This is a genomic window from Streptomyces sp. BRA346 (assembly GCF_052851135.1).
In genome coordinates this window covers 53,172-70,849 of record NZ_JAIWIH010000032.1, presented here as the reverse complement: position 1 = coordinate 70,849, position 17,678 = coordinate 53,172, and the positions used below count along the sequence as shown (strand labels likewise).

The 17,678-nt window shown below is 70.9% G+C and carries 16 protein-coding genes and 1 pseudogene; 8 read left to right on the top strand and 9 right to left on the bottom strand.

The annotated features are described in order from the left end of the window. Positions 1-60 precede the first annotated feature (60 nt). Both LCH29_RS31625 and LCH29_RS31620 read right to left on the bottom strand, forming a co-directional pair. Positions 61-1,545, bottom strand: a complete 1,485-nt coding sequence (locus LCH29_RS31625; protein ID WP_446465119.1) for an MFS transporter — start codon at positions 1,543-1,545, stop codon at positions 61-63. Then, the gene (locus tag LCH29_RS31620) at positions 1,542-2,711 is read right to left on the bottom strand and encodes an FAD-dependent monooxygenase (protein ID WP_446465118.1); all 1,170 of its coding nucleotides are present in this window, start codon (positions 2,709-2,711) and stop codon (positions 1,542-1,544) included. The genes LCH29_RS31625 and LCH29_RS31620 overlap by 4 nt, the downstream gene beginning before the upstream one ends. Positions 2,712-2,950: 239 nt before the next feature. On the opposite strand from LCH29_RS31620, the gene LCH29_RS31615 reads away from it, so the two are divergent. After that, positions 2,951-3,556 (top strand): TetR/AcrR family transcriptional regulator, encoded by a 606-nt coding sequence (locus tag LCH29_RS31615; protein ID WP_446465117.1) that lies wholly within the window; start codon positions 2,951-2,953, stop codon positions 3,554-3,556. A 71-nt stretch (positions 3,557-3,627) separates the two neighbouring features. Here the strand turns inward: LCH29_RS31615 and rph are convergent, their stop codons facing one another. Further along, positions 3,628-6,246 carry a rifamycin-inactivating phosphotransferase gene (gene rph, locus LCH29_RS31610; RefSeq protein WP_446465116.1) on the bottom strand — a complete coding sequence of 873 codons (2,619 nt, stop codon included), beginning with the start codon at positions 6,244-6,246 and terminating at the stop codon, positions 3,628-3,630. 180 nt (positions 6,247-6,426) lie between these two features. After that, entirely contained in the window at positions 6,427-7,314 is an 888-nt protein-coding gene (locus tag LCH29_RS31605) for a LysR family transcriptional regulator (RefSeq protein ID WP_446465115.1), read from the bottom strand. An 82-nt stretch (positions 7,315-7,396) separates the two neighbouring features. Between LCH29_RS31605 and LCH29_RS31600 the strand changes: the two genes are divergently transcribed. The 3 genes from LCH29_RS31600 to LCH29_RS31590 are packed head-to-tail and all read left to right on the top strand — an operon-like array spanning position 7,397 to position 9,950. Then, positions 7,397-8,599 (top strand): thiolase family protein, encoded by a 1,203-nt coding sequence (locus tag LCH29_RS31600; RefSeq protein ID WP_446465114.1) that lies wholly within the window; start codon positions 7,397-7,399, stop codon positions 8,597-8,599. Continuing rightward, complete coding sequence (locus LCH29_RS31595) at positions 8,596-9,267, top strand: 3-oxoacid CoA-transferase subunit A (protein ID WP_123108746.1); 672 nt, start codon at positions 8,596-8,598, stop codon at positions 9,265-9,267. The genes LCH29_RS31600 and LCH29_RS31595 overlap by 4 nt, the downstream gene beginning before the upstream one ends. Continuing rightward, entirely contained in the window at positions 9,264-9,950 is a 687-nt protein-coding gene (locus LCH29_RS31590) for a 3-oxoacid CoA-transferase subunit B (RefSeq protein ID WP_446465113.1), read from the top strand. The genes LCH29_RS31595 and LCH29_RS31590 overlap by 4 nt, the downstream gene beginning before the upstream one ends. Before the next feature lie 30 nt (positions 9,951-9,980). On the opposite strand, the pseudogene LCH29_RS31585 reads toward LCH29_RS31590, so the two are convergent. Next, a pseudogene (locus LCH29_RS31585) lies at positions 9,981-10,241 on the bottom strand (TlpA family protein disulfide reductase); the annotation flags it as partial. A 68-nt stretch (positions 10,242-10,309) separates the two neighbouring features. Between LCH29_RS31585 and LCH29_RS31580 the strand changes: the two are divergent. Beyond that, positions 10,310-11,044, top strand: coding sequence for a pentapeptide repeat-containing protein (locus LCH29_RS31580; RefSeq protein WP_446465112.1), 735 nt, complete (start codon positions 10,310-10,312; stop codon positions 11,042-11,044). Positions 11,045-11,278: 234 nt separating this feature from the next. Here LCH29_RS31580 and LCH29_RS31575 read toward each other — a convergent pair whose 3' ends face one another. Further along, on the bottom strand, positions 11,279-11,437 hold the full coding sequence (locus LCH29_RS31575; protein WP_446465137.1) for a hypothetical protein: 159 nt from the start codon (positions 11,435-11,437) through the stop codon (positions 11,279-11,281). On the opposite strand from LCH29_RS31575, the gene LCH29_RS31570 reads away from it, so the two are divergent. Further along, the gene (locus LCH29_RS31570; RefSeq protein WP_446465111.1) at positions 11,367-12,722 is read left to right on the top strand and encodes a phosphatase PAP2 family protein; all 1,356 of its coding nucleotides are present in this window, start codon (positions 11,367-11,369) and stop codon (positions 12,720-12,722) included. The two genes, LCH29_RS31575 and LCH29_RS31570, sit on opposite strands and share 71 nt — an antisense overlap. Here the strand turns inward: LCH29_RS31570 and LCH29_RS31565 are convergent. Then, on the bottom strand, positions 12,714-13,130 hold the full coding sequence (locus LCH29_RS31565) for a VOC family protein (RefSeq protein ID WP_446465110.1): 417 nt from the start codon (positions 13,128-13,130) through the stop codon (positions 12,714-12,716). The genes LCH29_RS31570 and LCH29_RS31565 overlap by 9 nt on opposite strands. A gap of 160 nt (positions 13,131-13,290) precedes the next feature. On the opposite strand from LCH29_RS31565, the gene LCH29_RS31560 reads away from it, so the two are divergent. Next, positions 13,291-14,175, top strand: coding sequence for a LysR family transcriptional regulator (locus tag LCH29_RS31560; RefSeq protein WP_446465109.1), 885 nt, complete (start codon positions 13,291-13,293; stop codon positions 14,173-14,175). 37 nt (positions 14,176-14,212) lie between these two features. Here the strand turns inward: LCH29_RS31560 and rox are convergent, their stop codons facing one another. Beyond that, on the bottom strand, positions 14,213-15,655 hold the full coding sequence (gene rox, locus LCH29_RS31555) for a rifampin monooxygenase (protein ID WP_446465108.1): 1,443 nt from the start codon (positions 15,653-15,655) through the stop codon (positions 14,213-14,215). 169 nt (positions 15,656-15,824) lie between these two features. Continuing rightward, positions 15,825-16,727 (bottom strand): EamA family transporter, encoded by a 903-nt coding sequence (locus tag LCH29_RS31550; protein ID WP_446465107.1) that lies wholly within the window; start codon positions 16,725-16,727, stop codon positions 15,825-15,827. A gap of 69 nt (positions 16,728-16,796) precedes the next feature. On the opposite strand from LCH29_RS31550, the gene LCH29_RS31545 reads away from it, so the two are divergent. After that, entirely contained in the window at positions 16,797-17,675 is an 879-nt protein-coding gene (locus LCH29_RS31545; RefSeq protein WP_446465106.1) for a LysR family transcriptional regulator, read from the top strand. Positions 17,676-17,678 lie beyond the last annotated feature (3 nt).

Sequence of the window (17,678 nt, the reverse complement as noted above, 5' to 3'; positions counted from 1 at the left end):
CCTTGCCGTCGCCCGCGCGGACGGTCGATTACCCCGCGGGTAAGGGGCCAACAGGCCGGGCTACCGTCGGACCGCGGGCGAAGCCGGACGCCGCGGTGTCCCGGGCAGGGTCGGCGCGGCGGGCCGGTTGCGGGCCAGCATGAGCGCGGGCACCGCGGCGAGGACGAAGAGCACCCCCGCCATCGCGACGTAGAGGTACACGCCGGTCGCCGAGCTCACCGGGGCGCCGTCGGCAAAGGTCTCGGGAACAAGGGTCGCTTTGAGCACCTCGCCCCCGGCGATGTTGAAGACGACCGAGCCGAGTGCGAGCACGACCGACACCAGACCGGCGACCGTGCCCTGCCGCTCGGGCGCTTCCAGACTGGTCGCCAGGTTGTAGCCGGAGGCGCCGATCGCGCCGGCGGCCATGCCGAGCAGGGCGCCGCAGGCGATCGCCAACGGGAGCACCGATACGCCCGCCAGCATCGCGAAGGTCGCCACGGCCCCGACGGCGATGCCGCCGAGGAGGGGCAGTGCGGGACCGAACCGCCCCGCGATCCATCCGGCGCACGTGCCGCCGATGACGATGCCGACATTGGGCGTGGCGAGCAGCACCGCGACCGCCTCTCCGTCGCCCAGCCCGTAACCGAGCCCGAGGTCGGGGGGCACCTGGGCGATGATGCCCGTCAGTTGCAGCATGCTCCGGAAAGAGCCTGCCGCCAGTACCAGGGCCAGCAGCGTCAGCAGGATCGGGCGGCTGAGGGCCCGGATGTCGATGATGGGTTCGTCGCCCCGCAGCGCGCGGAACGCCCAACCGGTCAACGCGGCGACACCGGCGGCCAGCAGCGCGATCATGCCCCCGGACAGCCATCCGAGGTCACTCCCGAGGCTGGCGTAGCCGAGCACCGCGCCGAGACCGCCGCCGAGCAGGAGCGCCCCGCCCACGTCGATCCGGCCGGGCTTGCGGACCGGCGACTCCGGGATGAAGGAACGCACGCAGAGCGCGGCCGCGGCGGCGAGCAGCGCCGCCACGATGAACACGCTCCGGTAGCCGAACACATCGATGACCGGCTGCATCAGGAACGGCTCGATGATTCCGACGAGCGACGAGCCCGACGTCACGAGCCCGACCAGGGCCATCGCCACCCCCGGGGTGCAGATCTGGCGTGCGAGGGCCACCGTGATGAAGACCGCGGCGAAGGCGGCGCCCTGGAGGAAGCGCCCCGCCAGGAAAATCCAGACGTTGGGGGCGACGAGGCAGACCAGCGCTCCCGCGCAGGCGAGGAACAGGGTGCCGATGAGTATCCGGCGCTTGCCGAAGATGTCGGAGCTCTTCGCGAGCAGCGGCGACCAGATGGCTCCGGCCAGCATCGCGCTCGCGTTCAGCCACGCGGCCTGGTCGGTGTCGAAATGCTCCAGTAACTGGGGCAGGACCATCATGGGCGAGCCGATGACCACATCGGCCAGGACGTTGGCGAGGGTGAGGACGGCCGCCCAGAGGATGAGCCGCTTGCTCCAGCGGTGCTCTCGGGCGCCCGGGGCGGGCTTTTCCAGCGTGTCTTTCACTGTGCCTTCTCTCCAGCACATCGAGGGTCGGGTCCCGGAGCGGTGCCGGGGGCTTGCAGCGCCTTGTTACGGGCGGCAATGGCGGCCCAGGTGGTCGGCAGCATGCGGTCGCGACCGCTGTGGACACGGTCCTGGGCGAAGGTGACGTACGGGCGCTGCCGGGCCTCGTACCGGGCGAACGCGGCGGTGTGGTCATGGCCGCACCGCTGAAGTTCTTCGGCGAGAAAACGGGCACCGGTGAGCGCGAGTGAGGTGCCCCGGCCGGACAGGAAGGCCGGGCTGTACCCGGCGTCCCCGACGAGGGCGACGCGGCCACGGTGCCAGGAGGGCATATGGATCTGGCTCGCGGAGGTGAGGAAGAAACCGGGATCGGCGCGGGCCGCATCGAGCAGCTCCGGGATCCGCCACGACCGGTGGCCCGCGAAGGCCTCGATGAGGATCTTCTTCTGGGCGTCCAGGTCGTGGTGGTCGTAGTCGATCGGTTCCGAGCGGAACTGGAAGACCGCGACGGCCTTGCCCTTGTACCGGAAGAGGCCCGCCATCCGGCTGGGGACGTTGTATATCGAGTTGGCGCCCTCGGATCGCGCCTCGCCGGGGTGGTCGGCGAGGGCCAAGTAGACACCGAGGTGCCGGAGGTAGTCCTCCTCGGGCCCGAACACCAGCCTGCGGACCGCGGAGTGCTGGCCGTCGGCACCGATCACCAGGTCGTACCGCCCGGTGCGGCCCGACGCGAAACGCACGTCGACGCCGCCGTCGTCGTTGCCGCCGTCTCCGTCGCCGTCGGTCAGTGTCTCGATCGAGTCGCCGAAGCGGGTCGCCGCGGTGTCCGGGAGCGCATCGGCGAGGATGCGCACGAGGTCCTCGCGGAGGAGCTCGATGTCGTCGTCGGAGTCGCTGATCTCCGCCATCGGGATCCGGGCCACCGGCTCGCCGTCGCTGTCGACGAACTGGGTGAGCTCGGACATCCGGATGCGTTGCTTCTGGATCTCCGCGAGCAGTCCCATCTTGTCCGCGGTCTCGATGGCATCACCGCGGATGTCGATGGGTGTGCCGGTGAGCCGGAGGTGGCGGGCGTACTCGACGACGGTGACGTCGTGGCCCCGGGTGCCGAGCTCACGTGCGCAGGCGAGCCCGGCGATGCCGGCTCCGGAGACAAGGATCTTCACGTGTGCGCTCCAGGTTTCGCTGAGGTGGGCGTGCGGATCGGATCGGCCGCCGCTCGCCGGTCGGGCAGGCGAAATCCGCGGAGCGGTGCGGCCGGCGGGCAGGCCGCTGCCACGGCAACCCGAACACTTAAAGAAACAGTCTGTCGCTTTTAGCGAGCTTACTGACGACCGGCTTGCACCGCAACGCCGCACCTGACGACAATCGGCACCCCAGCAGAAAACAGGAGGTGAGCGCGGCGATGGCCGACGGGACCGCTGACCGGCAGCCCGCACGGCGCCCCGGTGGCCGCAACGCGCGGGTGAGGGCGCAGATCCTCGCCGCGACCGTCGAACTCGTGGCGCGCGACGGCATCGCGGGCTTCCGCTACGAGGAGGTCGCCGAGTTCGCCGGCGTGCACAAGACGAGCGTCTACCGCAACTGGCCCGACCGCGAGGAGCTGGTGGTCGAAGCCCTGCTGCGCTACGCCGAGGATCTCGCGTCGGTCGCCGACACCGGCGACATCCACCGGGACCTGGTGGACTTCATGCTGGCCCTGGCCGGTGGTCTGGAAACGCCGTTCGGCCGGACGCTCGAACAGGCCATCCAGCCCGCCCGCCACAGCGCCACCGTGAAGGCGCTGACCAAGATCCTCGATCAGCGCGTGGCCGCCATGCGGCGGCGGGTGGACACGGCCGTCGACCGGGGCGAACTCCCCCCGGTCGACAGCTCCTTCCTCGGCGAGATGATCTCCGGCCCGGTGCACCTCATCGTCAACCGGGGCATGCGCCCGTTCACCCGCACGGACGCGGAGCGCATCGTCGGCGTCGTGCTCGCCGGTATCCGGGCCACGGCACCGCACGCCTGAGCAACGCCCCGGCCGCACCGTGCAGATGAGCCTCGCCGGATGCTACGGATGGGCCTTCTCGGTGTGATCGGTCACGGCAGGATCTCGACGTACCCGTCGGTGCCGTGCACACGGATCCGCTGCCCGTCCCGGATCAGCCGGGTGGCCTGCTCCACTCCTACGACGGCGGGCAAGCCGTACTCCCGGGCGATCACCGCGCCATGGGTCATCAGGCCGCCCACCTCCGTCACCAGGCCCGTGATGCCGACGAACAGCGGCGACCAACTGGGATCCGTGAAGGACGTGACGAGGATGTCGCCCGCCTCGAGATCGGCCTCCGTCATGTCGAGGATGACGCGGGCCCTCCCCTCGATGGTCCCGGCGGAAACCGGGAGGCCGATCAGGGCGCCGGACGGCACGTCGTCGCGCCGGTACGACCCGGTGAGGGCCTCGCCGTCCGAGGTGAGCACCCGGGGCGGGGTGAGCGCCTCGTACGACCGGAACGCGTCCTTGCGCTGCCGGATGAGCCGATCGTCCACCTGGTTCGAGCGCACGACGTCGTGGAGTTCCTGGAACGTGAGGTAGAAGACGTCCTCCTTCTCAGGAAGCACGCCTGCCTGTACGAGGCGCCCGGCCTCCGCCAGCAGGGCCTGCTTGTAGACGAAGTAGCGGCTGACGACGCCGTACTTCGGGTACTCCCGGTACCCGACGAAGGTGCGGACGCGGTCGATCATCCGCTTGGCCTCGTCGGCTTTCCGGTCCCCGTCCGGCAGGGCCCGCAAGCGCGACAGCACGTCCTGTTCCTTCTTCTGCGCCTTCTGCCGCCCTTCCTCGAAGCGCCGTTCGGCGGCGCCCGGCTCGAAGTTCCTGACGTTGTCGAGGATCACGGGCACGAGCGTGGTGGGGCGTTCGCGCCAACGGGGCCTCGTGATGTCGATCTCGCCGACGCAGCGCATGCCGTACCGGTCGAGGTAGGTCTCGATGGCGTCGCGTGCTTCGGCCCCGCCCGCGAGCTTCGCCAGCTCGTCCAGGAAGGCATCGTCCTCGACGTTCTCGACGCCCCGGAGGAACGCCACCACCTCCGGATGCGGGCGGATCACGTCCGCGACGTCGAGCAGCGCCAGTCCCATCTCCGACGTGATGTTGTCGGGGGCGGACAGCGTGAGCGTGTCAGCCGCGTTCTTCTCGCCCAGCCACTCCCGCAGCTGGTCGTTGAGCCACCACGTGGCCTCCATCCCCGCCATGATCGCCTGAAAGCTCAGCGGATCGCTGAGGACGCGCTTGTGCTCCTCGAAGGCCTCCAGCAGGAAGTCGAACAGCGCCGGTCCGGTCTTCGTGCGGATGTCGCGCTCCAGGGCGGCGATGGACGCCTGGCTGCGCTCGATCAGCCCGGTGACGATGGCCGGATCGGTCGCGATCGGGGCGGGCGCGGCGCCGCCGGTCCGCGGCCCGCCGGGATCCGCGTCCGGGAGCGACGGGACGAAGTCGTCGCGGTCGAGGACGGTTTCCAGCGCGTCCCTGACCAGCGGGTCGCCTCGTCCCATGAGGTCCAGGAGGCTGGCGCGGCTCGTGGGCGAGGCCAGGCGCCGGGTGACGTCGACGAACAGCCTGCCGCCGGCCGTGTGCATCGGCGCCATGGCCGTCAGCTGCCACATGGAGAGCCCCAGGGGCTTCATGGGGTCGGTCATCATCTGCTGATGGCCGACGGAGACGTAGACGTGATGCTCCTGGTCGCCGGTCTCGGGGATGGGGAACAGCGTGGTGATCGGCCGACTCTGAACGATCTGGAAGCCGTCGTCGACCAGGCACCATTCGATGTCCTGCGGGCGGCCGAAGTGCGCTTCGATGCGCCGCCCGAGCTGTACGAGCCGCACGACCTGCGCATCCGTCAGTGCCGGTTGCTCCTGCCGCTGCGCATCGATCGCCACTTCCCGCGTACCGCCGGTCGGCAGGGCGTGAACGGCGCGCTGTTTGGCGGCGATCGTCTTGGCGGCGACTTCGCCGTCTCGCACCGTGAAGACGTCCGGGTTCACCAGGCCGGAGACCAGGGCCTCGCCGAGGCCGAAACCGGCGTCCACGGTGGCGACTTTCCGGTTGCCCGTGACGGGGTCGGCCGTGAACAGGATCCCGGCCGCATGCGGGAAGACCATCTGCTGCACGACCACGGCCATGTGGACCGTACGGTGGTCGATGCCGTTCCGCCGACGGTAGGTCACGGCCCGCTCGGTGAACAGCGAGGCCCAGCACCGGCTGACGTGCTGGAGGATCGCCTCCGGCCCCACGACGTTCAGGTACGTGTCCTGCTGGCCGGCGAAGGAGGCCGTCGGCAGGTCCTCTGCCGTCGCGCTGGACCGGACGGCGCAGGCGGCCTGCTCGCCGAGTTGGGCAAGCGCGCGGGTGATCTCCCTCGCGAGATCGCCCGGGATGGCGATCCCTTGGATGGTCCGGCGGATCTGCGCGCTGAGCGTGCGGATCGCCTCCCGGTCATCCGGGTTCACGCGCGACAGCTGATCGAGCTGATCGTCGATCGACGGCGCTTCCGCCATGATCCGCCGGAAGGCGTCCGTCGTCACGCAGAAGCCACCTGGCACGCGGATGCCGCCGATCCGCGACAGCCCTCCCAGATGCGCGCCCTTGCCGCCGACGACCGCGACCTGCGTCGCGTCCACCTCTTGAAGATCCCGCACGTACTGCACGTCGTGCCCCCCCATTTCCGCAGGTTGTGGTCTCGGCCGACGATTCTGCGCCGCGACCAGGGTCTTGCCGCAAGCCCCCCATCGCGCTATAACTTGAGAGTGGCAAGGAGAGCGATCTCCTTGCCTTTGCTGTGTGTCGTCCGCTGCTGGCGTCAGCCAACTGACGCGCGCCCCATACCGTCGTCAACCGGCCGCTCAGTTTCTGACGCACGCCTCGATGACCGCCGCGACCTGTTCCGTCGCCGCCGAATTCTGGTCCGGTCGGCGTGCCAGCCCCAGGTCGACGGTTTCGGTCTCGACGAGCGGCAGGTAGGTCACGCCGTCGAGGCGGAGGCTCTGTACGGACTCCGGGACCAGGGCGACGCCGTGGCCCGCGGCGACGAACACGACCAGGGTCGCGGTCTCACCGACCTCGACCAGCGCGGAGGGCTCGAAGCCCGCGCGGGCGCAGGCGGCGAGGACCAAGCCGTGCATGGAGGAACGGGCGCGCGACGGATGGACGACGATCGGCTCGTCGGCGAGGGCCGCGAGGGGGATCTCGTGGCGGTCCGCCAGCGGATGCCCGGTGGGCAGGACGGCCACCAGGCGTTCGGAACGGAGGGTGGTGACCTCGACGGCGGCGTCCACCGGGGTGTCGGTGCGCATCAGGGCGAGGTCGTAGGTGCCGTGGAGGAGTCCTTCGACCAGTTCGGGGTTGAGCAGCTCACCGCGCAGCTCCAAGGACACGCCCGGCAGCTGTGCCCGCACCGTACGGGCGATCCGCGGCAGGACGTCGTAGGTGGCGGTTCCGACGAAGCCGATGGACACGCGTCCGGTCCGGCCGGTGGCGAGCAGTGCCATCTGGTCCTTCGCCCGCTCCACCTCCTCCACGATCGACCGTGCGTGGGTGACCAGGTGGCGGCCTGCCTCGGTGAGCTCCACGCGCCGCGTGGAGCGGGTGAAGAGCGTCGTCCCGAGCTCTCGCTCCAGCTGTTTGAGCTGCTGGGAGAGCGCCGACTGGGCCACGTGCAGGCGCTGGGCGGCGCGGCCGAAGTGGCATTCCTCGACCAGAGCGAGGAAGTAGCGGACATGCCGGAGTTCCATGACCTCAGCTTATCTCTCCGACTGATCAATCCAGCGGAACTGGATACTGGATTAGATCAATCCTCGGACCTACGTTGAGTCCATGGTTGCCAGCTTCGTCTACACAGCAGCGAGAACGCCGTTCGGGCGGTTCGGTGGAGCGCTCGCCGAGGTGCGGCCCGACGACCTCGCCGCGGTCGCCGTCTCCGGGGCCCTGGCCAAGGCGCCGTCGCTCGACCCGGCCCTGATCGGCGACGTGGTCTGGGGCAACGCCAACGGCGCGGGCGAGGAGAACCGTAACGTCGGTCGGATGGCGGTCCTGCTGGCGGGGCTGCCGACCTCGGTGCCCGCCACGACCGTCAACCGCCTCTGCGGCTCCTCGCTGGACGCGGCGATCATCGGCTCGTGTGCCGTCGAGAGCGGTGACGCCGACATCGTCCTCACCGGCGGAGTGGAGTCGATGACGCGGGCTCCGTGGGTGCTGCCGAAGCCGTCACGCGCCTTCCCCGCCGGTCATGTGACCGCCGTGTCGACGACCCTGGGGTGGCGGCTGGTCAACGAGCGCATGCCGAAGGAGTGGACCGTCTCCCTGGGCGAGGCGAACGAGCAACTGGCGGGGCGGTTCGCCATCGACCGGGAACGGCAGGACGAGTTCGCCGCCCGCTCACACCATCTCGCCGACGACGCCTGGAACGCGGGCTTCTACGACGACCTGGTGGTGCCCGTCGTCCTGGACGGCGAGGTCCAACTCTCCCGCGACGAGGGCATCCGGCCCGGATCGACGCCGCAGAAGCTGGCCGGTCTGGGGCCGGCGTTCCGCCCCGACGGCGTCATCACCGCCGGAAACGCCTCGCCCCTCAACGACGGCGCGTCCGCCGTGCTGATCGGCTCGGAGGAGGCGGCGTCACGCATCGGCCTCGCACCGCTGGCCCGGATAGCGGGCCGCGGGGTATCCGCGCTGGAGCCGCAGATGTTCGGGTTCGCACCGGTCGAGGCCGCCGAACGGGCCCTGAGGCGGGCGGGGATCTCCTGGTCGGACGTGTCCGCGGTCGAACTCAACGAAGCCTTCGCCGTTCAGTCGCTGGCCTGCGTGGACGCCTGGAAGATCGATCCGGCCATCGTGAACACCAAGGGCGGTGCGATCGCCATCGGCCATCCCCTCGGCGCCTCCGGCGGACGGATCCTGGGCACGCTCGCCGCGCGGCTGCGCGCGTCGGGGAAGCGGTGGGGCGTCGCCGCGATCTGTATCGGTGTCGGACAGGCCCTGGCGGTCGTCCTGGAGAACGTTGCGGAGCAGACACGATGACCGTTCAGGTGTGTACGGATGCCGATGAGGCCGTGGCCGGGATCAGCGACGGCTCGACGGTGCTGGTCGGAGGGTTCGGCATGGCGGGCATGCCGGTCGAGCTGATCGACGCGCTCATCCGGCAGGGCGCGGGCGATCTGACGGTGGTGTCGAACAACGCGGGCAACGGCGACACCGGGCTGGCCGCCCTGCTGGACAAGGGACGGGTGCGCAGGATCGTGTGCTCCTTCCCCCGCCAGTCCGACTCCTGGGTCTTCGACCGGCTCTACCGCGAGGGACGGATCGAGCTCGAAGTGGTGCCACAGGGCACCCTGGCCGAACGGATGCGCGCGGCCGGTGCCGGTATCGGCGCGTTCTTCTGCCCCACGGGCGTCGGTACGCCCCTCGCCGAGGGCAAGGAGACCCGCGAGATCGACGGCCGCACCTATGTGCTCGAGTACCCCATCAAGGGCGACGTCGCCCTGATCGGCGCCCACACGGCGGACCGGATGGGCAACCTCGTCTACCGCAAGACCGCCCGCAACTTCGGACCGGTCATGGCCACCGCCGCGACCACGGTCGTGGCACAGGTCCGCGACATCGTGGAGACCGGCGCCCTCGACCCGGAGACCGTCGTGACCCCGAGCATCTACGTCGACCGCATCGTGCGGACGGAGGCGGCCGCATGAACCCGACCAACTCGACTGTGGAGAACCCCGACCGGGGGCCGCTGGGCAAGGACGAGATGGCCGCCATCGTGGCGCGCGACATCCCGCACGGCTCCTACGTCAACCTGGGCATCGGCCAGCCGACGCGGGTCGCCGACCACCTCCCCGACGGATCGGGGGTGGTGCTGCACACCGAGAACGGCCTGCTCAACATGGGCCCCGCGGCCAAGCCGGGCGAGGTGGACCCCGACCTCACCAACGCGGGGAAGATCCCGGTCACCGAGCTGCCGGGCGCGGCCTACTTCCATCACGCCGACTCCTTCGCGATGATGCGCGGCGGCCACCTCGACGTCTGCGTGCTCGGCGCGTTCCAGGTCTCGGCCGCCGGCGACCTGGCCAACTGGCACACCGGCGCGCCCGACGCGATCCCCGCCGTCGGGGGCGCGATGGATCTCGCGATCGGCGCCAAGAAAGTGTTCGTGATGATGTCGCTCTTCGCGAAGGACGGCTCGCCCAAACTGGTGCGGGAGTGCGGTTACCCGCTGACCGGGCTGGGATGCGTCGACCGCGTCTACACCGACCTCGCGACCTTCCGTCTCGGCCCCGAAGGCGCCACCGTGCTGGAGACGTTCGGCATCACCTACGACGACCTCGCGGCCCGTCTCGACGTACCGCTCGCACCGGCGGACGGGGCCGCCTGCTGACCCAGCTCGATCACGCCCGATCACGCCCGATCACGAGGAGGAACCGGAGGCCCAGGACGCCCGGTCGAGGGCTGTCAGCACGTCCGCGCGCCGGGGCTGCCCGGACGCCCGGCTCACGACCCGACCAGCCGGGTCGAGGACCAGCACGGTCGGCGTCCGGAGGATGCCCAGCCGCCTGACCAGCTCCAGCCGCTCCTCCGCGTCGATCTCCACATGCGCCGTGCCCGGCATCGTCCCGGCGATGTCCGCGAGCAACCGCCGCGTCGGCCGACAGGGGGCGCAGACGGCGGTGTCCGGCGTCCCGCCACCGCGCCCTCCCCCACCACACGATCGACCTGAGCGAACTCGATCTGTCGTACGTGGAGTTGGACGGCGCGGACCTCGCGGGCGCGCGGCTCGTCGATACGGACCTGACCGGCGCCCGCCTGGCCGGAGCGAAACTGACCGCCACCTGTCTCCAGGGCGCCGATCTCACCCGCGCCGAGCTGGAGGGCGCCGACCTCACCTACGCGCAGCTCGACCGCGCGGACCTCTCGTACGCCACACTCGAGCGGGCCTCCCTCAGCGGCACCTGGCTCAACCGCGCGAAACTCACCGGTGCCCGGCTCGACGAGGCCGACCTCACCCGTGCCCAGATGGACCGCACCGACCTCACCGGGGCCCACCTCGACGCCGCGAACCTCACCGACGCCCAGATCCAGCGTGCGAACTTCGGCGAAGCCCGCCTCGTGGAAGCGGACCTCACCCGCGCCTGCCTCGACGCGGATCTGACCGGCGCCACCCTGTACGCCGCCGTCCTCACCGATACCTGGCTCGACGGCGCGGACCTGCGGGACGCCGGGCTCATCACGGCGGAGCAGGTGGCGGCGGCCTGCCCCACCCCGACCACGCGGCTGCCGTCCGAGATCGCCGACGATCCCCGGGTCACCGGCCGCATCGCCACCGTCGCGACGTGGGGAACCCGATGGACCGTCTCCACCGTCTCCGTCACCTTCACCCGGCGGACGGCCCGCGGCACACGCGGCGCGAAAGGCGACGAGGTCCTGGCCTTCCGGCGCAACGCCATCGAGACGGGCCCCGCGGCGCGGCGTTAGGGGGTGCGGGCGCTCAGCCCGACGGAAGCCTGAACCGCAAGCGGCCGCTTGGCACATTATTTCTTCCGCCGAGATCCGCCGAGATCGGAACCGCCTGCGAAGGTGGAGCGTCAGTGATGACCACAAGGTGATCGTCGATGATGCGATCGGCAGCGGATTTCACAACGCCGAACGATAGAGCGAATACACACCCGCTTCGCTCCGATAACATGATCGAACTCATGAAGAGCGCCCTCATCGCCCGCCAAACCATGCCACTGGCGCGAAGAGGAAACCAACATCGAACACATCGGCCGAATAATTGATACCTAAAGCATCGCGGGTGTTTTCGCGAATAAACAACAAAAACGCGTTCGCCGCGTGGCGCGGGCCACGGGCGATCCTGTGGGTCACGGCGGGTGTGGCGACCCTCGGATTCCTCATCGGGCTGGAGATCACCGCACGTCGCTACGGCCTGCCGGGGCCGCTCACCAGCCAGGTGCAAGAGGTGATAATCGCGCCCAAATCGGGATTTCTCCTGTACGCCGGTATGGCATTGATGATGGTGGTGCTCACCTGGCGGGAACGGTTCATCGCGACCGGTGCCGCGATCGGCATCGACGTCGTCTTCTTCCTGGTGCGGTGGGCGGTCGGCGCGAAGGTGACCGAGGGTCATCCCTTCGGCAACGGCGCGCTGTGGGTGATGCTGGGCTGCGCGGTCATCGCCCTCACCGCCCGCACGGGCCGGGAGCGTGCCCTGCTGCTGAAGGGCGTCGGCCTTGGCCTGCTGCTGGTGGCCGGGCGCAAGACCGGTGACACCTGGCTGCTCATCACGGCGAAGACCCGCCCGGCGGTGCTCGACCCGTACCTGGCGGTCGCCGACCACGCGCTGGGCAACCCCTCGTGGCTGGTGGGCCGGGCCCTCAAGGCCACCGGTCCGATCGGGACCCATCTCCTCGACTACGTCTACATCCAGCTACCGGTGGCCGCGGTCATCGTCACGCTGTACCAGATGCGCAACGTGGCGACCGAGCGCCGCTTCCCGAGCCACCACCTGGTGCGCACCTTTCTGGTCATCGGCCTCCTCGGACCGGCCATCTACATGATCTTCCCCGTGGTCGGACCGGTCTTCGCCTACGGCGGCGGCGCCTTCGGCACCGGCGGCGAGCACTGGGCGATCGCCACCCTGTGGCCGAACACACCGGCGCCGATCAACCCCCCGCACCCGGTGCTGTACGACAACCTCACCCCCCGCAACTGCATGCCCAGCCTGCACACGGCGTGGGCCACCGCAATCTTCATCCATTCCCGCAAGGGCCCGCGGATTCTGCGATGCGCGGGCACGTTCTGGCTCGTTGCCACGCTCGGCGCCACCCTGGGATTCGGCTACCACTACGGCGTGGACCTCATTGCCGGTGTGGTGTTCGCGCTCACGATCGAGGCGGCGCTGCGTTCGTCCGCACGCGGCTGGGACCGGTCGGGAATCCAGCTGGTCGCCTACGGCACAACGGTCTTCGCCGCGCTCCTGGTGGCGTATCGCCATCTGCCGATGGAGATGGCCAGGCATCCATGGGTGTTCGGGCCGCTCCTCATTCTGGCGATGGCCTCGGTGATCCAGGGATACGTACGGACCACCCAGCTGTGGGACCCGAAAGTGCCACCGGTGCCGCAGCCGGAACCGCATCCCGAACTAGCGTGAGTCCTGCGGGTACCAGCGCAGTTCCACGGTGTTGCCGTCCGGGTCCCGCACATAGAGGGAGACCGCGGTGCCCCGGGCGCCGTAGCGCTCGCCGGGGCCGTCCAGCACCGTGAAGACGCCGGAATCGATGACCTGCTGCCAGTCGAGCGGTTCGACCACCAGACAGATGTGGTCGACGTTGGAGCCCTCCGGCCGCCCCTCGGGGGCCCCGTCGCGCGTCCCGTCGGGCGCCTCGACGAGGTCGATGATGGTCGTGGGGCTCACCCGCACGGATGGGAAGGACACCTCGCCCGCGCGCCACTCCTCCGCCCGTACCGGTTCCAGCCCCAGCGGGCCGGTGTAGAAGGCGAGCGAACGCTCGACGTCGGCGACGTTCAGGACGAGGTGGTCGAAGGCGATCACGCGCATGGGTGTCTCCGCGGAGTCGGGGCGCCGGGGCGCCGGTGGGTTGCGTACGACGGGGCGCTACGGCTGCCGTGCCCCGCCGTCGACCTCAGCATCGCCGAGCGGAGATCCATCGGTCCAACACATGTTTGTCATCCGACCCATCGTGTTTCACGATGGATCGGTGGACCTCCAGCAGATGCGCTACGTCCTCGCGGTGGCGGAGACCGCGAGCTTCACCCGCGCCGCCGAGCGCTGCCACATCGTCCAGTCCGCGCTCAGCCACCAAGTGGCCCGGCTGGAAAAGGAACTGGGCGCCCGGCTGTTCGAGCGGACCAGCCGCCGGGTGCGGCTGACCACCGCCGGAGAGGCGTTCCTGCCCGCCGCCCGCCAGGCCCTGGAGGCGGCCGAGCGGGCCCGGGCGGAGGTGGCGGCGGCCACCGGCGAGATACGGGGCAAACTGGCCGTCGGATCGATCTCCACCGTGGCCGCCGTCGACCTCCCGGCGGCGCTGCGGGACTACCGTCTGCGCTACCCCCGGGTGCGGATCAGCCTGCGGGTCGACTCCAGCGAGCGGCTCGTCGAGCAGGTGCGCGACGGCCGACTGGACGCTGCGTTCCTCGGCGTACCGCCCGGATCCCGGCCGCAGGGCGTCCGCGACCGGGAACTCACCCAGGGGCGGCACGTCGCCGTGATCGCCCCGGGCCATCCGCTGGCGGCGGAGGACGAGGTGGACCTCCCCCGCCTCGCCGAGGAAGTGTTCGTGGACTTCGCCGACGGCAGCGCCGCCCGCGCCCAGTCGGACGAGGCGTTCACGGCGGCCGGTCTGCGGCGCGAGGTCGCCTTCGAGGTGTCCGGCGTCGAACTCATGGCCCGGATGGTCCGCCATGGCCTGGGCATCGCCCTGCTGCCCGCGGCGTTCGCCGCCGACCTGCCCGGCCTGCGGAGCGTGCCGGTCCGCAACGGTCCGGTACGGGTGGAGCGCCTCGCCTGGAGCCGGTTCGCCCCCTCCCCCGCCGCCTCCGCCTTCCTCGCCCTGCTGGGCGTCAGCGAGCGGGATGGGGACTGAAGCCCGGTGAAGCCCCCACCCCGGCCCTCCCGAGCCGTCAGCCGACGGCCGCGCCGAACCACTGGGGCAGGGTGCCGAGCAGATCCTGCTGGTCCTCGCCGACCCACGCCACATGGCCGTCCGGCCGCACCAGCACCGCGGGCGCGTCCAGTTCCCCGCTGACGTCGACGACGTGGTCGACCCGGTCCGCCCAGCCCGCCACCGAGAGCCGACCGGTCTGGTCGAGCAGCAGCCCGCGGCCGCCGTGCATCAGCTCGTAGAGGTGCCCCCGCTTCAGCGCCACGTTCCGCAGCCTCCGGCCGAGCAGTTCGTGGCCCTCGCCGAGGTCGTAGCGGACGTCGACCGCGGTGATGATCCCGGTGACGTACCGGTTCACCTCCTCGAAGTCCATCAGCTTCGAGAACAGCTCGCGCAGCGCGGTCGCACCCGGATCTGTCCCCAGCAGCGTCATCTGCGCGCGGGTGTTGTCCAGCACGGCGGCGCCCACCGGGTGCCGTTCGGCGTGGTAGGTGTCCAACAGCCCGTCCGGCGCCCAGCCGTTCACCGCGGCGGCCAGCTTCCAGCCGAGGTTGAACGCGTCCTGGATGCCGAGGTTGAGCCCCTGCCCGCCGGTCGGCGGGTGGATGTGCGCCGCGTCGCCCGCCAGCAGCACCCGGCCGAGCCGGTAGCGCTCGGCCTGCCGGGTGGCGTCGCCGAACCGGGACAGCCAGCGCGGCGAGTGCACGCCGAAGTCGGTGCCCGCGGTGGCCCGCAGCTGCTGGCGGAACTCCTCCAGGGTCGGCGGAGTCGTACGGTCCTCCGCCACGCCGTCGGCGGGCACGCCGATGCGGTACACCCCCGCGTTCCCGTCCACGTCGGGGATGGCGCCGAACCGCAGCTGGGTCTTGCGGACTTCCTCGACGACGGCGGCGATCGTCGCCGGGTCCTCGGTCGCCTCCATGTCCCCCAGCAGCGTCTCGACCTTCGCGGGCTCGCCGGGAAAGCCGACGCCGAGGCGCTTGCGCACCAGGCTGCGACCGCCGTCGCAGCCGACGAGGTAGCGCGAGCGCAGATGCGTGCCGTCCGCCAGTTCGACGGTCACCCCGTCGTCGTCCGCGGACTGGCTCAGCCCGACCACCTCGCAGTCGCGCCGGATCTCGGCCCCGGCTTCGAGGACACGCTCGTTCAGCAGCCGCTCGGTCAGCTGCTGCGAGACGGCCAGGCCGTACGGGTGCGCCGTGTCCAGCCGGTCCGGCCACGGCTTCATGATGCCGCCGAAGAGGCCACCGACCCGGAACGTCTCGCTGACCGCGAGGAATCGGTCCAGCAGGCCGCGCTGGTCCATCATCTCGACGCTGCGCGCGTGCAGACCGCGCCCGCGGGACTGCCGGGTCGGCTCGGTCAGCCTCTCCAGCACGACCACGTGCACGTCGTGCAACCGCAACTCGGCGGCCAGCATCAGCCCGGTCGGTCCGCCGCCGACCACGATCACATCAATCATGAAAAGCCCACCCATTTCCCCCGGTTCCGGCCCTGGGCGGGTTATTCTGCGGCACGACGGGGGCCTTGCCGCAAGGCCCCCGGTGCGCTATACGTTGAGAGTGGCAAGGAGAACGGATGACCTCCTTGCCTTTCGTTGTGCGGTCTCCCGTACCGCCTCCTTCGCCGCCTCAGCGGTTGCCCGTACGCACCGCCCCCGCGCTCGCCGCGACCACCATCGCGATCGCGGCGCACTGCGGCAGCGACAGCCCCTGGTCCAGCACCAGATAGCCCGCCGCCGCGGCGACGGCCGGGGCCAGGCTCGTCAGGACCGCGAACGTCGCCGCGGGCAGCCGTCGCAGGGCGAGCAGTTCCAGGGCGTAGGGCACGCCCGAGCTCATCACCGCGATCGCCAGGCCCAGGCCGACCGCCACCGGGTCCAGCAGGGCCCCGCCCGATGCCCCGACGCCCAGCGGCAGGCTGATCAGCGCGGCGACGGACATCGCGATTGTCAGGCCGTCCAGACGCGGGAAGCGGGCGCCGGCGCGGGCGTTGAGGACGATGTACGCCGCCCACATCACCCCGGCGCCGACCGCGAAGGCCACGCCCGCGGCGTCGAGCTGCCCGAAGCCGCCGTGCCCCAGCAGGTACACCCCGGCCAGGGCGAGACCGGCCCACAGCAGGCTGGTGGCGCGGCGCGAGGCGACGACCGACAGCAGCAGCGGGCCGAGCACCTCGATGGTGACCGCAGCGCCCAGCGGGACGCGGTCGACCGCCTGGTAGAAGAGGATGTTCATGCCGCCCAGGGCCACGCCGAACCCGCAGGCCACCGCCCAGTCGGTGCGCCCGTATCCGCGCAGCCGGGGCCGGGTGATGACCAGCAGCAGCAACGCCGCGATCGTGATCCGCAGCGCGACCGTGCCGAGCGCCCCGGCGCGAGGGAACAGCAGCGCGGCGCACGCCGACCCGAACTGCACGGACACGGTGCCGATGAGGACCAGGCCGACGCCGCCGAGCGTGCCGCGGCCGGAGGTGTGGCGGAGGAGGACGGGGGCGGTCGTCGTCGCGGAAGCGCTGCGCGCCGGTGATGTCATGCCCTCACGCTAGGAATCCGGACCACGCCGTGTGAAATGCGCGATTCCCTGCGGTTATGCTTCTCGCGTATGACCGTTGAGCTGCGGCACCTGCGCGCCTTCCTCGCCATCGCCGAGGAGGGCAACGTCACGCGTGCCGCCGCCCGTCTCCATCTGAGCCAGCCCGCGCTCTCGCGCACACTGCGCCAGATCGAGGAACACTTCGGCACCCGCCTCGTCGACCGCTCGACCCATCACCTCCGGCTGACCGCGGAGGGCCGTACATTCCGTGACAAGGCCCTGGCCGCCCTGTCCGCCGTCGAGACCGCGCTCGATCCCCGGGGCCTGAAGAGCTGGCCGCTGCGGCTGGGCCACCCGTGGGCCGCGCTCGGAGACCACACCATCCCGCTGCTGCGCCGCTGGGACGAGACCCACCCCGGCACCCCGCTGGAGCTGCTCCGCATCGACGACCGCACGGCGGGCCTCACCCAGGGCAAGGTCGACGCGGCCCTGCTGCGCGGCGAGGTCACCGCGGAGGGGCTCCGCACGGAGCTGCTGATGTCCGAGGAGCGGGTGGTGGTCATGCCCGCGGACAGCCCGCTGGCGGCCCTCCCCCGGGTCACCCTGGCGGACCTCGCCGCCCATCCGATCGCCCTCAACACCGTCTCCGGCACCACGACGATGGACCTGTGGCCGCCGACGGCCCGGCCCGTCGCGGCCATCGAGGTGACCAACACCGACGAGTGGCTCATCGCCATCGCGGCGGGCCGCGCCGTGGGGATCTCCACCTCGGCCACCCCGAGCCATCACACCCACCCCTCGCTGGTCTTCCGCCCGCTCACGGACGCACCGGCCATTCCCGTCGTCCTGGCCTGGCGCGAGGGGCTGGGACACCCGGCCATCCCCCACCTGGTGGCGCTCGCCCACCAGGTCATCGCGTCCGACGGGACGGGGCGCACCAGCTGGTGACCG